We start from the raw sequence: 15002 nt of genomic DNA on the forward strand, positions 1-15002 counted from the left end.
GCTGGGCCGCTTTTAACTGCAATTATGAGTTCGAAACAGCTTTAGATCAATTGCATTCCACTGAAGACATGGTTTAGAACTACTTAACATGGATATCGATCCGCGCAGGCTGCGCGTGCTTCTTGCAGTTGCCCGCACAGGCGGGGTGCTCGCCGCGGCTGACGAGCTGGGAATTACGGCCTCGGCCGTCTCGCAGCAGCTCACCAAACTGGAGGACGAGACGGGGCACGCCCTGGTAGTGCGCACACCCAAAGGCTCTGTTCTGACACCCGCCGGCCTGGCAGTGGCGGAAGCCGGCGAGGAGATTGAACGCGCCCTCAGCGTCGCTCGCGCCCGCATCGAAGGCGGGGCCAAAATCGCAGGAGTCGTGCGCGTGGGCGGCTTCACCAGCTTTGTCCGGACGGTGGTGATCCCGCGCCTGCCCGAGTGGCGCACCCAGTACCCGCAACTGCAGATCAGGATCGTCGAGGACGACTTCCCTGCCCTGATGCGGCTGCTCCGCCAGCGCCAACTCGACGCCGTCGTGGTGGAGCTCGATTCGACGACGGCCGAGCAGCGTTCACTTTCCGTCGGGATGACCGAGGAGCCCCTGCTGGACGAGCCATGGAAGCTGGTGGTTCCCGCCGGTGCCCTGCTCACAACGGAGAACGTTGATCTTGCCCGCCTGCCATTTCCGTGGCTCGGCGTCGAGCCCACCGCCGCCAACTCTTCGGTGCTCGGCCGGCTCCGTCAGTCGACGGGCGCCCAGATGGAGACGGTGCATCAGTACCAGGAGACGCTGACCGCCCTCGCACTCGTCGCCGCGGGCGAGGGTATTGCGATCGTGCCCACCTTGGCGTTGAGCGGCATTGTCCACGACGGCGTCGACATCCTGGACGTCCCCGGACTGGGTACGCGACGGATCGTTCTGAGACGGTTCGACCGGCGACGGTCAACCAGCACGGCGGTGGACACCGTCGCCCGCCTTCTCCGGGAATCGGCTGCGGCGTTCGACACGCGTTCTGCATCCTGAGTTAGTGCCGAACAGCCTTCTATTGGGCCCAGTCGTCGTCGTAGGGGCGGCCGCGGAAGTGCGCGCGAAGGTACTCCCCCACCACGGCAGCCCCGAGGTCCCCTGTCTCGGGCGCCACTACCCGGCCATCAATCCGGCGGACCATCCGCTGGACGAACCGTTCCAGGCCGGGATCGTTGCCGAGCCGGAAGAACGTGGCCTGTGTGCCGGCACGCCCCAGGCGGTCCAACTCGGCCACGGTAACCCGGATGGTCTCCGGGTCCGGCGGGTAGTCGAACCATGTCTCACCGTCGGCCAGCAGGTGCGCCGTTGGTTCGCCGTCGGTCACCACCAGGAGGACCGGCTGCATCGACGGGTGCTTGCGGAAGAACCGGCCGGCCAGCAGCAAGCCGTGGTGGAGGTTGGTTCCCTTGTCCCGGAAGGCCGGCAAGGCAGTGAGCTCGCCGATGTCCATGCTCTGCGCGTAACGGCCGAACGTGATCAGCTGCAGTCTGTCGCCGCGGAAACGGGTTGAAATGAGGTGGTGCAGGGCGAGCGCGGTGCGTTTCATGGGCACCCAGCGTCCTTGGGCGGCCATCGAGAAGGACACGTCCACGAGCAGCACCACCGCTGCCTGGGTGCGCGCTTCAGTCTCCGCCACCTCGATGTCATCCGCGGCGAGGCGCAGTCCGCGGGCCGGGTTGCCGCCGTCGGCAATCGTCCGGCGGATCGCGTTGGTGATGGTCCGTGTGACGTCCCAGGGCTCGGCGTCGCCGAACTCCCACGGGCGGCTGGAGCCGGTCTGGTCCCCGGCCGCCCCGGCAACCCGGGTGTCCCGACGGCCCTGCCGGCCGGAGAGCTGCTTGGCGGTGTCCCGCAGCAGCGACCTCCCGAGCCGCCGCATGGCCTGCGGTGACAGGCTGAGGTCGCCGTCGGCCCCGCGCCGGAGGAAGCCGCCGTCGTGCATTGCCCGTTCTATCTCCGCAAGGGTGCGGGCGGTCACTGCGGCATCCTGTCCGAGCTGGCGGGCCAAGGCATCCAGGTCCAGGTCGTCCAGGCGGGACCCGTTGTAGGACTGGGAGAGCTGCTCGGACAACTCGTCCAGTTCGGCGATGTCCTGCAGCACGCCGGTGCCGTCGCCGAGGCCGAGCCCCTCCTCACCCTCGAAGCGTTCTGAGCCGGTCCAGTCCTCGCCGGGGCGCAGGGCGCGCAGGGTGTCGTCGAGCTGGCCGAGCTGGGCCATGAGTTCGGGCGAGCCGAACGCCTGGGCGGACAGGCTCATCAGCTCCTCCCGCTGCTCCCGGGACATGGACTGCAGCAGCCGCTGGGCCGCGGCGGCACGCTGGGCGAGCGCGTCGATCAGCTCCTCGACCGATTGGGGATTCTCCGGAAAGAACTGGCCGTGCTTGGCCATGAAGTCCTGGAAGTCCGCGTCGGTGTCCTCGCCGCGCCGGTGTTTGTCGAGCAGCCCGTTGAGGTCCTGCAGCATCTCGCCGACGGCCGCCCGGTCCTCATCCGTGGCGTTCTCCAGTGCCTGCTTCATGCCGGCGAACCGCTGGTCCAGGACCTCGCGGCCCAGCAGGTCCTTGATCCGCTCGTAGGCTTCGCGCGCGGTGCTCGACTGCCAGTCATAGGAGGCCAGCTCGTTGACGGCCGCCGCGGTGGACCGGGGCAGGTTCTGCAGCTGCATTTCCCGGAAGGAGCGGTCGGTGTTGTCCATCATGGCGTCGCGGGCCAGCTGTTTGCGCTCCTCCAGCACCGCGGTGTCCAGCAGCTTCTGCACTTCGTTGAGGGTGCCGTCCAGCTTGTGCCTGCCCAGAAGGTCTTTGCGCCGCTGCTGGACGCGGCCGGCGAGGTCGTCCAGGCCTTCCCGGCTGCGGCCGCCGCGCCGCAGGAACTCCTGCAGGGCGTGCCGGGGCGAGTATCCGGCCATGACGTCCTCGGCGACGGCGTCAAGGGCCTCCGCCAGGTCCACCGGCGGGGCCAGCGGATCCGGTCCTCCCCTGTACCGGCTGTACCTGGACCTGTTGTGAACGCTCATGGGCCCTCCTCTGCCGACCGCTGAGCGGCCTGTTAGCCGTAGATCGTCGCCTCGTCGTCGGATTCCTTGGCGATCCGACGGGCGAGGTAGAGGCCTTCCAAGGCCAGTTCAACGGCGGCGGCGCGCTGTCCGTCGTTCGTCGCGCCCAGGCGCTCACTGATTTCGTCGTAGAGCCGGGAGCCGTTGAGGGACGGGAGGTTTTCCAGGAACTCCCGCGCGGTGACCAGTTCCCCGGTGGTCACCGTGGTGTTGCCGTCGAGCGCGGCCACAAGTTTCCCCATGTCGATGCCGTGGAAGTGCGCCCGCACGGCTTCCGCGGTTGCCATGCGCAGGAGGTGGTCCAGGATGTCCTGTTCCCGCCCTTCCTCGCCGGACTCGAACTCGATCTTGCCGGCAAGAACTTCCACCGCCGCTTCCAGGTCGATGATCCGGGCCACGGCCTCGTCCTCGCCGCGCACACTGGCGCGGCGAAGGGCTGCAGCGGCGACGGTTTCGGCGCCGGCGATGGCGAACCGCGCGGACACCCCGGAGGTCTGGTTGATCGCCGGGGACTGCCGCAGCGCGCGGGTGTAGCGGGCCAGGATCTCGAGGATGACGGGCGGGACGCCGGCCACCAGGTGCCCCTCCTGCCGGATGACTGCCACCTCGTCGTCGAGCTCTATCGGGTAGTGGGTGCGGATCTCGGCACCGAAGCGGTCCCGCAGCGGCGTGATGATCCGGCCGCGGTTGGTGTAATCCTCCGGGTTGGCGGACGCGACCACCAGAACGTCCAGCGGCAGCCGCAGCACGTAGCCGCGGATCTGGATGTCGCGTTCCTCCATCACGTTGAGCATCGAGACCTGGATGCGTTCGGCGAGGTCGGGCAGCTCGTTGATGGCGATGATGCCGCGGTTGGAGCGCGGAACCAGGCCGTAGTGGATGGTTTCCGGGTCGCCGAGGCGGCGGCCCTCGGCCACCCGCATCGGGTCGACGTCGCCGATCAGGTCGGCGACGGACGTGTCCGGCGTCGCGAGCTTTTCGACGTACCGTTCGGAGCGGTGGCGCCACGCCACCCGCAGCCGGTCCCCCTCGGTGATTGCTCGGGCACGGGAGTGTTCCGTGATGGGTTCGTACGGGTGTTCGTTCAGTTCCGATTCCTCGATCACCGGCGACCACTCGTCCAGCAGCCCGGCCAGGGTGCGCAGGAGCCGGGTCTTGCCCTGGCCCCGTTCGCCGAGCAGGACGACGTCGTGCCCGGCGAGCAGGGCACGCTCGAGCTGGGGCAGGACGGTCCGGCTGAAGCCGTACATCCCGGGCCAGGGATCGCGGCCGGCGGCGAGCGCCGCGAGCAGGTTGTCGCGGATTTCGCGGCGCAGGTCCTTGTGCACGTGGCCGGAGGCACGCAGTTCACCAACAGTGAAGATATCGGGGCGATCACTCACCCCTCTACGGTAGACCTCGCGCCATCCCATGGCACCCCCTACCCTGAATCTTGATGACTGCAGCAACGCCTGGACCTTCATCGGAGCACCGAGAGCAGGGCACCCTGCTCCTTTTGGTGCGCCATGGGGAAACGCCGACCACGGGCAGGGTGCTGCCGGGGCGGGCACCGGGGCTGCATCTGTCCGATCGCGGGCGGGAGCAGGCCGATCGGGTTGCGGAGCGCCTCGCTGGACTTCCCGTCGACGCCGTCTATTCCTCGCCGCTGGAGCGCGCCTGCGAGACGGCGGAGCCGACGGCGGTCCGCACTGGACGGGACGTGAAGCACGACGACGGCCTGCTCGAATGCGATTTCGGCGACTGGACCGGGGCTGCGCTGGCGGACGTGGCCGCCCTGCCCGAGTGGCGGACCGTTCAGCACAGCCCTTCGACGTTCCGTTTCCCACGGGGCGAGAGCTTTACCGAAATGCAGGCGCGGATCGTCGGATCTTTGGAGGCGCTGCGCGCAGCCCACGCCGGAGGCGTCGTCGTCTGTTTCTCTCATGCCGATCCCATCAAAGCCGCCGTCGCCCACGCCCTGGGCACGCCCCTGGACCTCTTCCAGAGGATCGTCATCAGCCCGGGCTCGGTCTCGGCCATCTCGTTCGTGGACGGTCAGGCGCCTGCCGTGCTCATGGTGAATTCGACGTCGGACCCGCTGAGCGGGCTGAGGGGGCGGTGAATGGGAACTTCCGGCGGGGCGGACGGTGAAGCGGGGCAGACGGTGTCCGGCAGGGAGTTGACGCTGCTCGCTGAGGGCAGCGTCGAGCTGCTCGGACGAATCCCGCGCAGCAGCAACGAGACGTTCCTCGTCCAGGTCTCCTGCGGGAACGACGCCGCGTATGCGGTCTACAAGCCGGAGGCCGGGGAACGGCCGCTGTCCGATTTCGAGCCCGGCCTCTACCGGCGGGAACGCGCTGCCTATCTGCTCAGCGAGTCCCTGGATTGGGGGCTCGTGCCTTCAACGGTGATCCGTGAAGAGGCGCCCTTGGGGGTCGGATCACTGCAGTGGTTCATCGAGTGCGACTTCCGTGAGCATTACTTCACCCTGTACTCGGACGCCCCCGAGACCCACCGCCAGCTGGCCCGGATCGCCCTGTTCGATTACGTCTCCAACAACACGGACCGCAAGAGCGGGCATGTGCTGCGTGGCGATGACGGGCGGGTGTGGGGCATCGACCACGGGCTGTGCTTCTCGGCAAGCTTCAAACTGCGCACCGTGATCTGGGACTTCGCCGGCGAACCCATCCCGGATGCCCTGCTGGAGGACATCGCTCCGCTCGCCGAAGCCGCGCCTCCCGCGGTGGCCGAACTCCTCGACGACGACGAGGTCGCGGCCTTGAAGCACCGCGTGCGGCGGCTGCTACGAACGCAGGTGCTGCCGGTCGACCGCACCGGCATGCGCTACCCGTGGCCGCTCGTTTAGGCGCGCTCGAATGCCGCCGGCAACACGCTTCGTGGCTTTACCTGAGATGCTCCGCCCTGGACCAGCGCATGGATCCGCCGGGAGATTTCCTCCCCTGCCAGGATGCCGCGGGCGTCTGTGACGCGCAGGTGCTCCCTGCGGAAGTCGACGTCGGCCAGTTCTCCGTGGGAGGGACGGAAGGCGACGTCCGCTTCGTCCAGCATCGGCCCGTCCAGCAGCGAATCCCCGGCGGCAATGACCCGGGATGCTCCGGTGCGCCGGGCGACTTCCGCGACGGCGCTGTTCTTCGTCACCGCGTGCGGCACGCAGTAGAGCTTGCGGCCCTGGACGGACACCGTCCAGCCGAGCGAGGCACACCATGCGTCCAGCTCACGAACGAATTCCGCGGGCATGAGCTCCCGGTCCACGATGGAGTACAGGAAGAGTTCTTCGGCCCGGCGCAGCCGGAGGATCCAGGACCGGTAGGCCTCCCGGGACAGAAATTCCTCGATGACGGCCAGCGGCGCGGAGCCTTCCGAGACCCGTTGCCCTACTGAGGTCTGCCACTCGATGTCCGGCTCGCCGTTCTTGAGCAGGACACCGCCGTTGGTGGTGACCGCGTATTCGGGCACGGCTCCGGGCAGCCGGACCCGCCGGTACTGGGCCTCGGTGCGGGTAGTCACCGGGACGAAGATGGCCGTCCGGGTCAGTTCGAGCAGCAGCTGTTCGGCGGTGCGGGTCATAAATGAGATCGGCACTCCCTGGTAAAGCTCCACGACTACCATGTCCGGTGCCAGGTGGTCGGGGACTTCCAGGAAGAAGGCCTTCGCGGAGTAGATCAGGGTCCGGTCCAGATCCGAGGCCACCAGGACTGCATTCACAGGGCGGCCGCCGCTGTTGATCCTTCGGCAGATCCGTCGGCCCCGATTGACCCGCGGCTGAACCGCGGGTCAATGAGCCCCACGCAGCTGAAGGGCAGGCCGGGCACGTCCACCACCTCCACACCGCGCTGCTGAGCCAGCAGCAGGATGTGCGCTATCTCGGGCGCCGCGGCATCAGGACGCACCAAGATCTTCCACGGCACCCTGCGCAGCAGTACCCGTGTTGTCTCGCCGACCCCGGGTTTGATGAGGTTCAGGTCCTCGATCCCGTGTTCCCGGCCGAGGCTTTCCACGGCGCGCCGGCCGGCCCAGGTGGGCGTCCGGTCCGCTGCCAGCAGGGTCCGGGCTTCGGCCCGCGCAACCCCTTCGACGTCGTCGAAATGGCCGCAGACGGCGGCCAGGAATTCCCGCGAGACGTCGTCACCGCGCAGCTGGTGGTAAAACTTGGCCCCGTGGAAGTCGTCCGGGCCGATGAATTCCGTGTTCAGGACCGTGCGGGAGACGAGCCCGGACACGGTCGAGTTCAGGCAGGCGGAGGGGATGAGGTAGTCCTCGCGCGTGCCGTACATGTCGGCGCAGTGCCCGGGATCCGCGAGCACGGCGAGGTCCTTCGGGAAGGCAACGCCGTCGGTTTCGGCGAAGCGATCGAGGGCGGAAGAGAGCTCGCGGGTGATCGCGCCCTTTCCGGTCCAGCCGTCAACAAAAAGGACCTGCTCCGGATCGTGGTGGGCGGCCAGGTACCGCAGCGCTGTCTCGTCCAGCCCGACGCCGCGCACGATGCTCATCGTGTAGTGGGGAAGGTCGATGCCGTGGATCTGTCCGGCCCAGCGGCGCATCAGGATGCCTGCCGGCGTGCCTGCCCTGGCCAGGGAAACCAACACAGGCCGGTTCCGACGCGCGGCCAGCGCCATTTCGGTCACGGTGCCCACGGCCTGCGCCACGCGCTCGGCGGAGCGTTCCAGGGCGTCCCGGTACAGCTGCTGGTACTGCTGCGAGGGCGAATATTCGATCGGCAGGGTTTCTGCGTAGCTCCCGCCGCCTCCTTGCATGACGGCTTCACGATCGGCCGCCGGCGCTTCCAGCGCGGCATCTCCGATGTCCTTGAGCAGCCATGTGACGTCCCCCGGCGCATAGGAACCGAACGCCGGTCCGGCCAGCGGCGCCGGGAGGATGGGTGAGGCGGGGAGGAGGATGACGACGACGGCGCTGCAGACGGCGCTGAGCGCCTCCGTCACGCTGCCGGGACCCGAGAGGACCTCCGCGGGGGTTCCTGGTTCGGGCATCAGCACGATCGTGCCGAATCTGTGGCGGGCGGAGGAAACGTTGTGGGCGAAGCGCACACCGGGGCCGTCCACCGTGACGTCGTGGCTGGCGAACTGGACGGTACCCGTGATGGCGTAGTCCGGGCGGTCCAGGGCGACGATCGGGGAACGGGTGGTGGTGGAGAACCGGACGCCCCGGTCCGGATTCAGCTGGTCCAGTGCATCGGCCACGGCCAGGGGCACGTGGATGAACTCTTCGCTGCCCAGGACCAGAACGGACTCCGCGGCGGCCGCCTGCGGAAGGGCGCGGTGGATGGACTCCCCGATGCCGGCCAGGGCGGCCGCCGCGGGGGAACCGCCGTTGCCGAACCGGTCACTGCGGACAGCTGCGCCGTCGGTCCCTGACTGGAGGAAGGTCACCGTTCCGGGTACCGAATAGGAAGTTTCCGGCGTCTGCGGCAGGGCCGCCACCACCTCCCCGGCGCGCTGGAGGACGTCCGCGCCCAGGGTAATCTGTCCCGTCCCCAGGGCCACTACCCGGATGCGCGTCCCGAGCCGTTTCGCGAGTTCGTCGAACCGGTCCCGGTCGGCCGGTGTCCGCAGGTCCACGAGTGCAGCCACCGTGTAGCTGGGATGGGGTGCCAGGGCGTGGAGTTCGGTGATGGTGTTGATGATCGTGGCGCCGGTGCTGAGTTCGTCGTCCACCAGCACCACCGGTTCCGGGGCGTTCAGGCGCCGTGGATCAGTGGGCAGCAGCCGGTGTGAGGTGGCGTGCGAGTGTGATTCCTCGAAGGACCCGTAGGCGGCGGCGCCCGGCGGGGCGTGCCGGGAGGAATGGATGTAGTACGAGCCGATTGTGTCGGCCACCAGCCGCCCCAGGCCGGTTGCCGTCTCCGCGTAGCCGATGGTGATGACCTGCTGGTTGCGTGTCTTCAACCCGGCCAGCTCTCCCCTGAGGTTCCGCAGCGCGGCCCGCCGGCCGTCGTCGTGCGTTTGCCCGCGCAGGAGCGCGGCGAGTCCGGCCGCAATGGTCCGGGTGGCGGACGAGGGCCCTGCGGTGGCGGACAGCGCCTCGCCAACGAGCACTCCCAGCAGCTCACCGGCGGCAATGACCAGACTGGGTTCGGACGGGACGTGCTTGCCCAGCACACGGGACACCAGCAGATGGGCCCGCTTGGGGTTGCGGCGCAGTGCCAAGCCCACCAGGTCCTCGACCGGCAGCAGGCTCGCGGAGTGGTCCGTTGTGATGCCGACGCCGAGGGCGTCCTGCACAAAGCCGCCGGTCCAGGGGTGCTGGCTCAATTCATGCTCGCTTCCAGAAGGTCAACGTAAGTGATGTTCTCGGCGGCAACGCCAAACGCGGCGGCACGGAGCAGCGTCTGCCCGGCCCAGGCCTGATGGGGCTTCATCTCATTCATCTTGTTGCCGTATGGCGAGGCTGAGGCGCCGCCGCCGTTCTTGCCGGCGATTTCCAGTGCGTCCACGTATTCCTCGTGGCTGACCACGCACATGGCATGGACCAGCGGGACATGGGTGGGGTGGATGACCGTCTTGCCCAGCAGCCCGTTGGCCAGGTCCAGTTCGATTTCGCGGATCAGCCCGTCGAGGTTGGCCGTCAGGATCCGGTCGCGCAGGGGCATTTCGTTGGCGTCGGCGAAGGGAGTGCGCCGCAGCAGGGGGCGCAGCACGCGTTCGCTGTTGCTGTAGTGCTCCCAGACCGGGCCGGAGATCACGAATCCGTTGTCCGGCCGGCCCAACATGTTCACGATGTCCCCGATCACGGAGGCGACCACCTTGACGTCGTAGATGGTCAGGTCCCGGGAGCGGCGCAGGCCAAAAGCACTGGACATGTCCGTGGCGCCCACGCGGACGGCCAGGACATCGTCCCGGTTGGCTTGCAGCACGTCGCAGACACCGGACAGGGTCCTGGCCCGGGTCTCGCCGTGGATCATGAGGGGAGACTCCATGATGGGCATGATCCGCAGCCTGCGGCCGTCCCCACGGGAAGCGTTGATCTCATGCAGGGCATCCAGGAACTGCTGCGCCCGGCCGGTCTCGTTCTCAAACTTCGGAATGACAAAGCCCACCAGCAGATCCAATGCGTTGCCGCAGCGCCGGGCCAGGCTCAGCATCTGCTCCGGCGTGCGGACGCGGACGAACAGCAAAGGCCCCTCGTCGGAGTGGAAGGCGACATCGGGGTCGCTTCCGCTGTCGCTCCCGGGGCGGGAACCGGCGGAACCGGCGTGCAGGCGAGTCAGCGTGTCCACCACGTTGGTCTCGGCGGAGTCCACCGCATCATCGGCGATGGAGTCCTCGAGGCAGATCACCATGCTCAGGCAGCCGCGTGACGCCTGTTTGCGGATGTCCTGCGCCAGGTTGGGGCGGTCCGCCGGAGTGTAGAGCGTGGCACCCAGGGCCACGGCCAGCACCGCGGGGGCCGAGGCCAGGCTTAGCTCCTGAGGCGCGATGTGGAACAGGCGCGAGGCATGCTCGTCGCTAAGGAAACTGAAATGGCGCATGCCGTCCCGTCAGGGTTCCTGCCGGCGGGCGGCAGCTTTGGTGGTCATGGAAAAGCCGAATTCGTGCCAGAGCCCGGCGGCGTCGGCGCGGGCGGGCACCGGCTCGGCGCGCAGCTCGATGACTCCGTCGATCGCGGTCAGGGACAGGATGAATCTCAGCTCCCCGTCGGCTGCCGGCAGCGTCACGGTGCCGCCGTCGAAAATCTCCACGGTCAGAGGATCCGAAGGCTGCCCGATGAAAAGCGCCCGGCGCAGCTCGCGGACGTGCCGAAGCGCCACTGCCGCCGTCCCGTCCACGTAGCCGACCAGCGGGCGGTTTCCCGAGCACACGATCGACGTGCCGGAGACGGCGCCGTCCGCGGTCATGGCCCCGGTCACGCGCTCCACGCTTTCCCATGCCGCCGAGGTTGCACCGGTCACCAGCAGGCTGCCAATCGCCGACTGGCGCCGGTCAAGACGGACCATCGGCGTCTGGGCGTTGAGCAGCCTCGTCGCGCCGATCCCGGGAGCCGGAAAGAGCCTGGTGGGCCGGGCCGCAGCAACCGGCCGGGCTCCGGCCGACGGCGCTCCGTACGACGGTGCTCCGGACGACGGTGCGGCAGCGGACGTGGCTGGTGCCGGTGAGGTGGGCGCGGGCGATCGGCTGAGGGACAGCGACGGGGCGGCTGCCGCGGCCGCAGGGGACGACGCCGGCACTGTCGCCGGAGTCGGTGCCTGCGCTGCCGCCGGGACGGGTGCCGCTGCGGAAGTTTCAGCGCGGGCGGCCGGCTTGACCCGGCGGCTGAGGTAGGTGATGTCCGTGCGGATGCCGGACCTGTTCAGTGCCATCGCCTAGACATCGAAACGGAAGTCGGATGCCACGCCGCGGAGGCCGGTTGTATAGCCCTGGCCCAGGGCCCGGAACTTCCAGTCCTCGCGGTGGCGGTACAGTTCGCCGAACATCATGGCGGTGATGTTGTCCTGCGGGGACTGGGGTATATCGAAGCGCACCAGCTCCTGATTCTGCGTGGTGGCCACCCGGATGTACTGGCTGCGGATGGCGGCGAAGGTACCGGGGCCGCGGAGATCGGGGTCGACGTAGACAATGAACGTAATCTTGGCGACGCTGGCCGGCACCAGGGACAGGTCGACGTCGATCTGTTCCTGGTCGTCGGTGCCGGCGAACGCCACCGAGCCCTCAGGGCTGGCGATCTGGTTGAAAAACACCAGGTGATCGTTCGAGACGGCCCGGCCGCCGGCGTCGCACATGATCGCCAGCGGAACCAGTTCGGACTGCGGCCCGCGGCTGGGGATGGATTGCCAGCCCAAGCCGACCATGATCTTGCTCAGTCCCGGGTTTTCGGCCGTCAGCGCCGCGTTAGCCCCGGCCACAAGGTTGCCCATCAGCGGCCTTCCAGCCGAAGCGCGGACGGCGCGAACTTATCTTCGAGGAACCGGCCGTGGGTAGACAGCTCGGCAATGGCACCGATCCGGACCTGGTTGGCCAGGTCACGGGCTATTTCCTCGAGCGTAGTGAACTGTTCGGCCAGCAGCTGCGTCGGTCCGGACTCCTCGGTCCTGGCACTCTCCGGGAGTGCCAGGTAGGTGCGCAGGGGATCCGGGATGTAGCTGCAGACGATGGAGTTCAACAGCACCTGCTGCTCCATCGACGCCCCGTGCTCGGCCATGTGGCTGACCAGCGGACGCAGCACATCGTCGATTTGGCGCAGCTGCGAGGACACCGATGTCGGCAGTTCAGCGCCGGCGCGCCGGATGGCACTGCGCAGGTTGTCCAGAGATGCGGCGGCCTGCGCCAGCTCGGCCTCCGCCGTGGGTTCGGGCGCCTGTTCAGCGATGCCCGGCGCGGGGGCGCCGCCGAACAGGGAGCCGATGAACTTACCAATCACTGCGGTACCGCCTGCTGCTTCGCTGTCACCTAGTCTGTCTGGCCCTGCCGTGCGCGTTCCAGGTACGGCCTGGCCTTGTGAACACTGGCTTCGAGGGCCCCGACGGTGCTTTCCATGTTCTTGGCGGCCTCGGACCGGAAGGTGTCAATGGCGTCCATCGTGGCGAACACATTGTCGAAGGCCTTCTGCAGCGTTTCCACACTGACGCCGGAGCTGGACGCCTGCTGGTGGATCCGCGCGGTCTGGTCCTTGAGCATTTCGCTGGTGCTCAGGATCATGTTGTTGGTGGTGGTGTTGACGGCGTCGATCTGGTCCAGGACCATCTTCTGGTTGGCCAGGGCCTGGGCCACGATCACCGCAGTACGCAGGGCGGAAATGGTGGTGGTGCGCGCCCGCTCCACACCCTTGATCAGTTCAACGTTGTTTTTCCGGATCAGGTCCATCGCCAGGTACCCCTGGACCGAGACGGCGAGCTGGGTCAGGATGTCCTGGTGGCGCTGGCGCACGGGGAACAGGACGTCGGCTTCCATCTTCTGGGCCTCGGCAATCTGACCGGCTGCGCGGGCGGAGTCGATCTTCTCCACGCAGGCGGCGTCCAGTGCCTTGGCGAAGACGGCATACTCGCTCAGTGCCTGCATCGTTTCCCAGAGCTGGACTTTTTCGTTGGCCAGGCTGGCGTTGTCCTTGAGCAGCTCGTCCTGGCCCGTCATCAGGGACTTGATGATCTGGTTCAGCTGGGTCTGTGCCGACTCGTATTTCTGGAAGTACTTGGCCAGTTTGTTTCCGCCGGGGATGAAGCCCAGGATCTTCTTGCCCACGCTCAGGTTGGCCTGGTTGGGAGTGAGGTCTTCCACCGTGCTCCGCAGCTCACCCAGGGTGTTGGCGACCGCCACCTGGGCGCTGTTCCCGGACTTCTTGGCGCCGGCAATAGACGTCGAGGAACGCTCCAGCAGCCTGCTGGAGGAGTTGCTGGACGCGGTGATCTCTGCGCTGCCGATCTTGTTGATGCCATCGACCTGTGAGGAGAACTCCGGGCTGCGGGCGTCCAGCTTGGCCAGGCCGGCCACGAACTCCCTGGCCTGCCTGTCGATCTCGGCCCGTCGTTCGTCGGGGACCGGCACCATGCCGGGAGCTTCTTCGGGCTGGACAATGGCAGGGGCTTCCGGAGCATGAAGCACCAATGAAGCCTCTGCGGCGTCGGGGGGAGTCAACGGAGAATTCATGATGCTGCCTTTTCAGAGATCGGTGGTGTCCCGGTTGCAATTGGCCGGGACACCACCTCAGGTGGAAACGGATGCGGATTGGAAGTAGTCAGTCCGGACTCTACCCAGTCCGGGACACTAATCAGCTAAGGTCGACGCCGAAGTCCTTGGCGATGCCGGCGAGTCCGGTGGCGTATCCCTGTCCGACGGCTTTGAACTTCCAGTCCCCGTTGTTGCGGTAGACCTCGGCGAAAATCATCGACGTTTCGGGCGCCGCGTCTTCGCTCAGGTCGTAGCGGACGATTTCCTTGTCATCGACCTGGTTGACCACCCGGCAGTAGGCGCTGCGCACCTGGCCGAAGTTCTGGCCGCGCGTTTCACCCTGGTCGATGGAGACCACAATGACAACGCGTTCGACGTCGGCCGCCACCACGGAGAGATCGATCAGGATCTGTTCGTCGTCGCCGGCGCCTTCGCCGGACCGGTTATCGCCCAGGTGGCTGACGGAACCGTCGGCGGCAGCGGGCTGGTTGTAGAAGATGAAGTCCGCGGAGGACCGGACCTTGCCGTCCGCGGCGATCAGGAGGGCGGAGGCGTCGAGGTCGAAAGCCTCACCCGTCGTCGTACGCGGGTCCCAGCCCAGCCCCACGACAGCCTTCGACAGGCCTGGTGCGGTCTTCGTCAGGGACAGATTGTTGCCTTTGGTAAGGGTTAGTCCTGCCATGTTTGTACCATTCCTTCGTGTTGAATCGGTCTTGCGAACTAGTCCAGCGAAATGCCGAAATCGGTGGCGATGCCGTGGAGGCCCGTGGCATAGCCTTGGCCAACCGCCCGGAACTTCCATTCGGCACGGTTGCGGTAGATCTCGGCGAAAATCATTGACGTTTCAGGTGCCGCGTCCTCGCTCAAATCGTAGCGGACCACTTCCTGGTCCGTGTCCTGGTTCAGCACACGGCAGTAAGCGCCACGGATCTGGCCGAAGTTCTGGCCACGGGCATCCGCCTGGTCGATGGACACAACGATCACAACTCGGTCCACGTCCGCTGCGATGAGGCTGAGGTCGATCAGGATCTGTTCGTCGTCGCCCTCGCCCACGCCGCTGCGGTTGTCGCCCTGGTGGACCACCGACCCGTCTTTGGCCTGGAGCTGGTTGTAGAAGATGAAGTCGTCCTGGGACCGGACCTTGCCATCCGCCCCGACCAGGAGCGCCGAAGCGTCCAGGTCGAAGGCTTCACCGCTGGTGGTCCTCGGATCCCAGCCCAGGCCGATAAGGGCCCGTTCCAGGCCGGGATCAGCCTTGGTGAGGGAGAGATTATTGCCTTTGGTAAGGGTCAGACTCGACAAAATAGTTGATCCT

The 15002-nt window shown here is 67.3% G+C and carries 14 protein-coding genes; 3 read left to right on the forward strand and 11 right to left on the reverse strand.

All coding sequences use genetic code 11. The features are described 5' to 3' along the window. Positions 1-88: 88 nt before the first annotated feature. Positions 89-1012, forward strand: coding sequence for a LysR family transcriptional regulator (locus J2805_RS11970; RefSeq protein ID WP_309976394.1), 924 nt, complete (start codon positions 89-91; stop codon positions 1010-1012). A gap of 19 nt (positions 1013-1031) precedes the next feature. Here J2805_RS11970 and J2805_RS11975 read toward each other — a convergent pair whose 3' ends face one another. Beyond that, entirely contained in the window at positions 1032-3032 is a 2001-nt protein-coding gene (locus J2805_RS11975; RefSeq protein WP_309976396.1) for a vWA domain-containing protein, read from the reverse strand. A gap of 32 nt (positions 3033-3064) precedes the next feature. Next, positions 3065-4453: a sigma 54-interacting transcriptional regulator gene (locus J2805_RS11980; RefSeq protein ID WP_309976398.1), complete on the reverse strand. Its 1389-nt coding sequence runs from the start codon at positions 4451-4453 to the stop codon at positions 3065-3067. A 53-nt stretch (positions 4454-4506) separates the two neighbouring features. Between J2805_RS11980 and J2805_RS11985 the strand changes: the two genes are divergently transcribed. Beyond that, positions 4507-5172 (forward strand): MSMEG_4193 family putative phosphomutase, encoded by a 666-nt coding sequence (locus J2805_RS11985; protein WP_309976400.1) that lies wholly within the window; start codon positions 4507-4509, stop codon positions 5170-5172. Continuing rightward, positions 5173-5916, forward strand: coding sequence for an SCO1664 family protein (locus tag J2805_RS11990; protein WP_309976402.1), 744 nt, complete (start codon positions 5173-5175; stop codon positions 5914-5916). Here the strand turns inward: J2805_RS11990 and J2805_RS11995 are convergent. The 9 genes from J2805_RS11995 to J2805_RS12035 form a co-directional block, all read right to left on the reverse strand. Next, positions 5913-6776 (reverse strand): HAD family hydrolase, encoded by an 864-nt coding sequence (locus tag J2805_RS11995; protein ID WP_309976404.1) that lies wholly within the window; start codon positions 6774-6776, stop codon positions 5913-5915. The genes J2805_RS11990 and J2805_RS11995 overlap by 4 nt on opposite strands. Continuing rightward, positions 6773-9340 carry a phosphoribosyltransferase domain-containing protein gene (locus J2805_RS12000; protein ID WP_309976406.1) on the reverse strand — a complete coding sequence of 856 codons (2568 nt, stop codon included), beginning with the start codon at positions 9338-9340 and terminating at the stop codon, positions 6773-6775. Before J2805_RS12000 ends, J2805_RS11995 begins: the two co-directional genes overlap by 4 nt. Next, positions 9337-10557 carry an HpcH/HpaI aldolase/citrate lyase family protein gene (locus J2805_RS12005; RefSeq protein ID WP_309976408.1) on the reverse strand — a complete coding sequence of 407 codons (1221 nt, stop codon included), beginning with the start codon at positions 10555-10557 and terminating at the stop codon, positions 9337-9339. Before J2805_RS12005 ends, J2805_RS12000 begins: the two co-directional genes overlap by 4 nt. Before the next feature lie 9 nt (positions 10558-10566). Then, entirely contained in the window at positions 10567-11385 is an 819-nt protein-coding gene (locus tag J2805_RS12010; RefSeq protein ID WP_309976410.1) for a hypothetical protein, read from the reverse strand. 3 nt (positions 11386-11388) lie between these two features. Then, on the reverse strand, positions 11389-11940 hold the full coding sequence (locus J2805_RS12015) for a TerD family protein (RefSeq protein ID WP_309976412.1): 552 nt from the start codon (positions 11938-11940) through the stop codon (positions 11389-11391). Continuing rightward, positions 11940-12443 carry a hypothetical protein gene (locus J2805_RS12020; protein WP_309976414.1) on the reverse strand — a complete coding sequence of 168 codons (504 nt, stop codon included), beginning with the start codon at positions 12441-12443 and terminating at the stop codon, positions 11940-11942. Before J2805_RS12020 ends, J2805_RS12015 begins: the two co-directional genes overlap by 1 nt. A gap of 29 nt (positions 12444-12472) precedes the next feature. Further along, on the reverse strand, positions 12473-13666 hold the full coding sequence (locus J2805_RS12025; protein WP_309976416.1) for a toxic anion resistance protein: 1194 nt from the start codon (positions 13664-13666) through the stop codon (positions 12473-12475). A gap of 121 nt (positions 13667-13787) precedes the next feature. Next, positions 13788-14369, reverse strand: a complete 582-nt coding sequence (locus J2805_RS12030; protein ID WP_309976417.1) for a TerD family protein — start codon at positions 14367-14369, stop codon at positions 13788-13790. A 38-nt stretch (positions 14370-14407) separates the two neighbouring features. Further along, entirely contained in the window at positions 14408-14989 is a 582-nt protein-coding gene (locus J2805_RS12035) for a TerD family protein (RefSeq protein ID WP_309976419.1), read from the reverse strand. Positions 14990-15002: the final 13 nt, after the last annotated feature.

This window comes from Arthrobacter oryzae (assembly GCF_031454875.1).
Classification (GTDB): Bacteria; Actinomycetota; Actinomycetes; order Actinomycetales; family Micrococcaceae; genus Arthrobacter; species Arthrobacter oryzae_D.

Bases quoted from the DNA above. Each gene is read 5' to 3' on its own strand.
- J2805_RS11970 (WP_309976394.1), top strand. From the start codon at position 89: ATGGATATCGATCCGCGCAGGCTGCGCGTGCTTCTTGCAGTTGCCCGC.
- J2805_RS11975 (WP_309976396.1), bottom strand. From the start codon at position 3,032: ATGAGCGTTCACAACAGGTCCAGGTACAGCCGGTACAGGGGAGGACCG.
- J2805_RS11985 (WP_309976400.1), top strand. From the start codon at position 4,507: ATGACTGCAGCAACGCCTGGACCTTCATCGGAGCACCGAGAGCAGGGC.
- J2805_RS11990 (WP_309976402.1), top strand. From the start codon at position 5,173: ATGGGAACTTCCGGCGGGGCGGACGGTGAAGCGGGGCAGACGGTGTCC.
- J2805_RS12005 (WP_309976408.1), bottom strand. From the start codon at position 10,557: ATGCGCCATTTCAGTTTCCTTAGCGACGAGCATGCCTCGCGCCTGTTC.
- J2805_RS12010 (WP_309976410.1), bottom strand. From the start codon at position 11,385: ATGGCACTGAACAGGTCCGGCATCCGCACGGACATCACCTACCTCAGC.
- J2805_RS12015 (WP_309976412.1), bottom strand. From the start codon at position 11,940: ATGGGCAACCTTGTGGCCGGGGCTAACGCGGCGCTGACGGCCGAAAAC.
- J2805_RS12025 (WP_309976416.1), bottom strand. From the start codon at position 13,666: ATGAATTCTCCGTTGACTCCCCCCGACGCCGCAGAGGCTTCATTGGTG.
- J2805_RS12030 (WP_309976417.1), bottom strand. From the start codon at position 14,369: ATGGCAGGACTAACCCTTACCAAAGGCAACAATCTGTCCCTGACGAAG.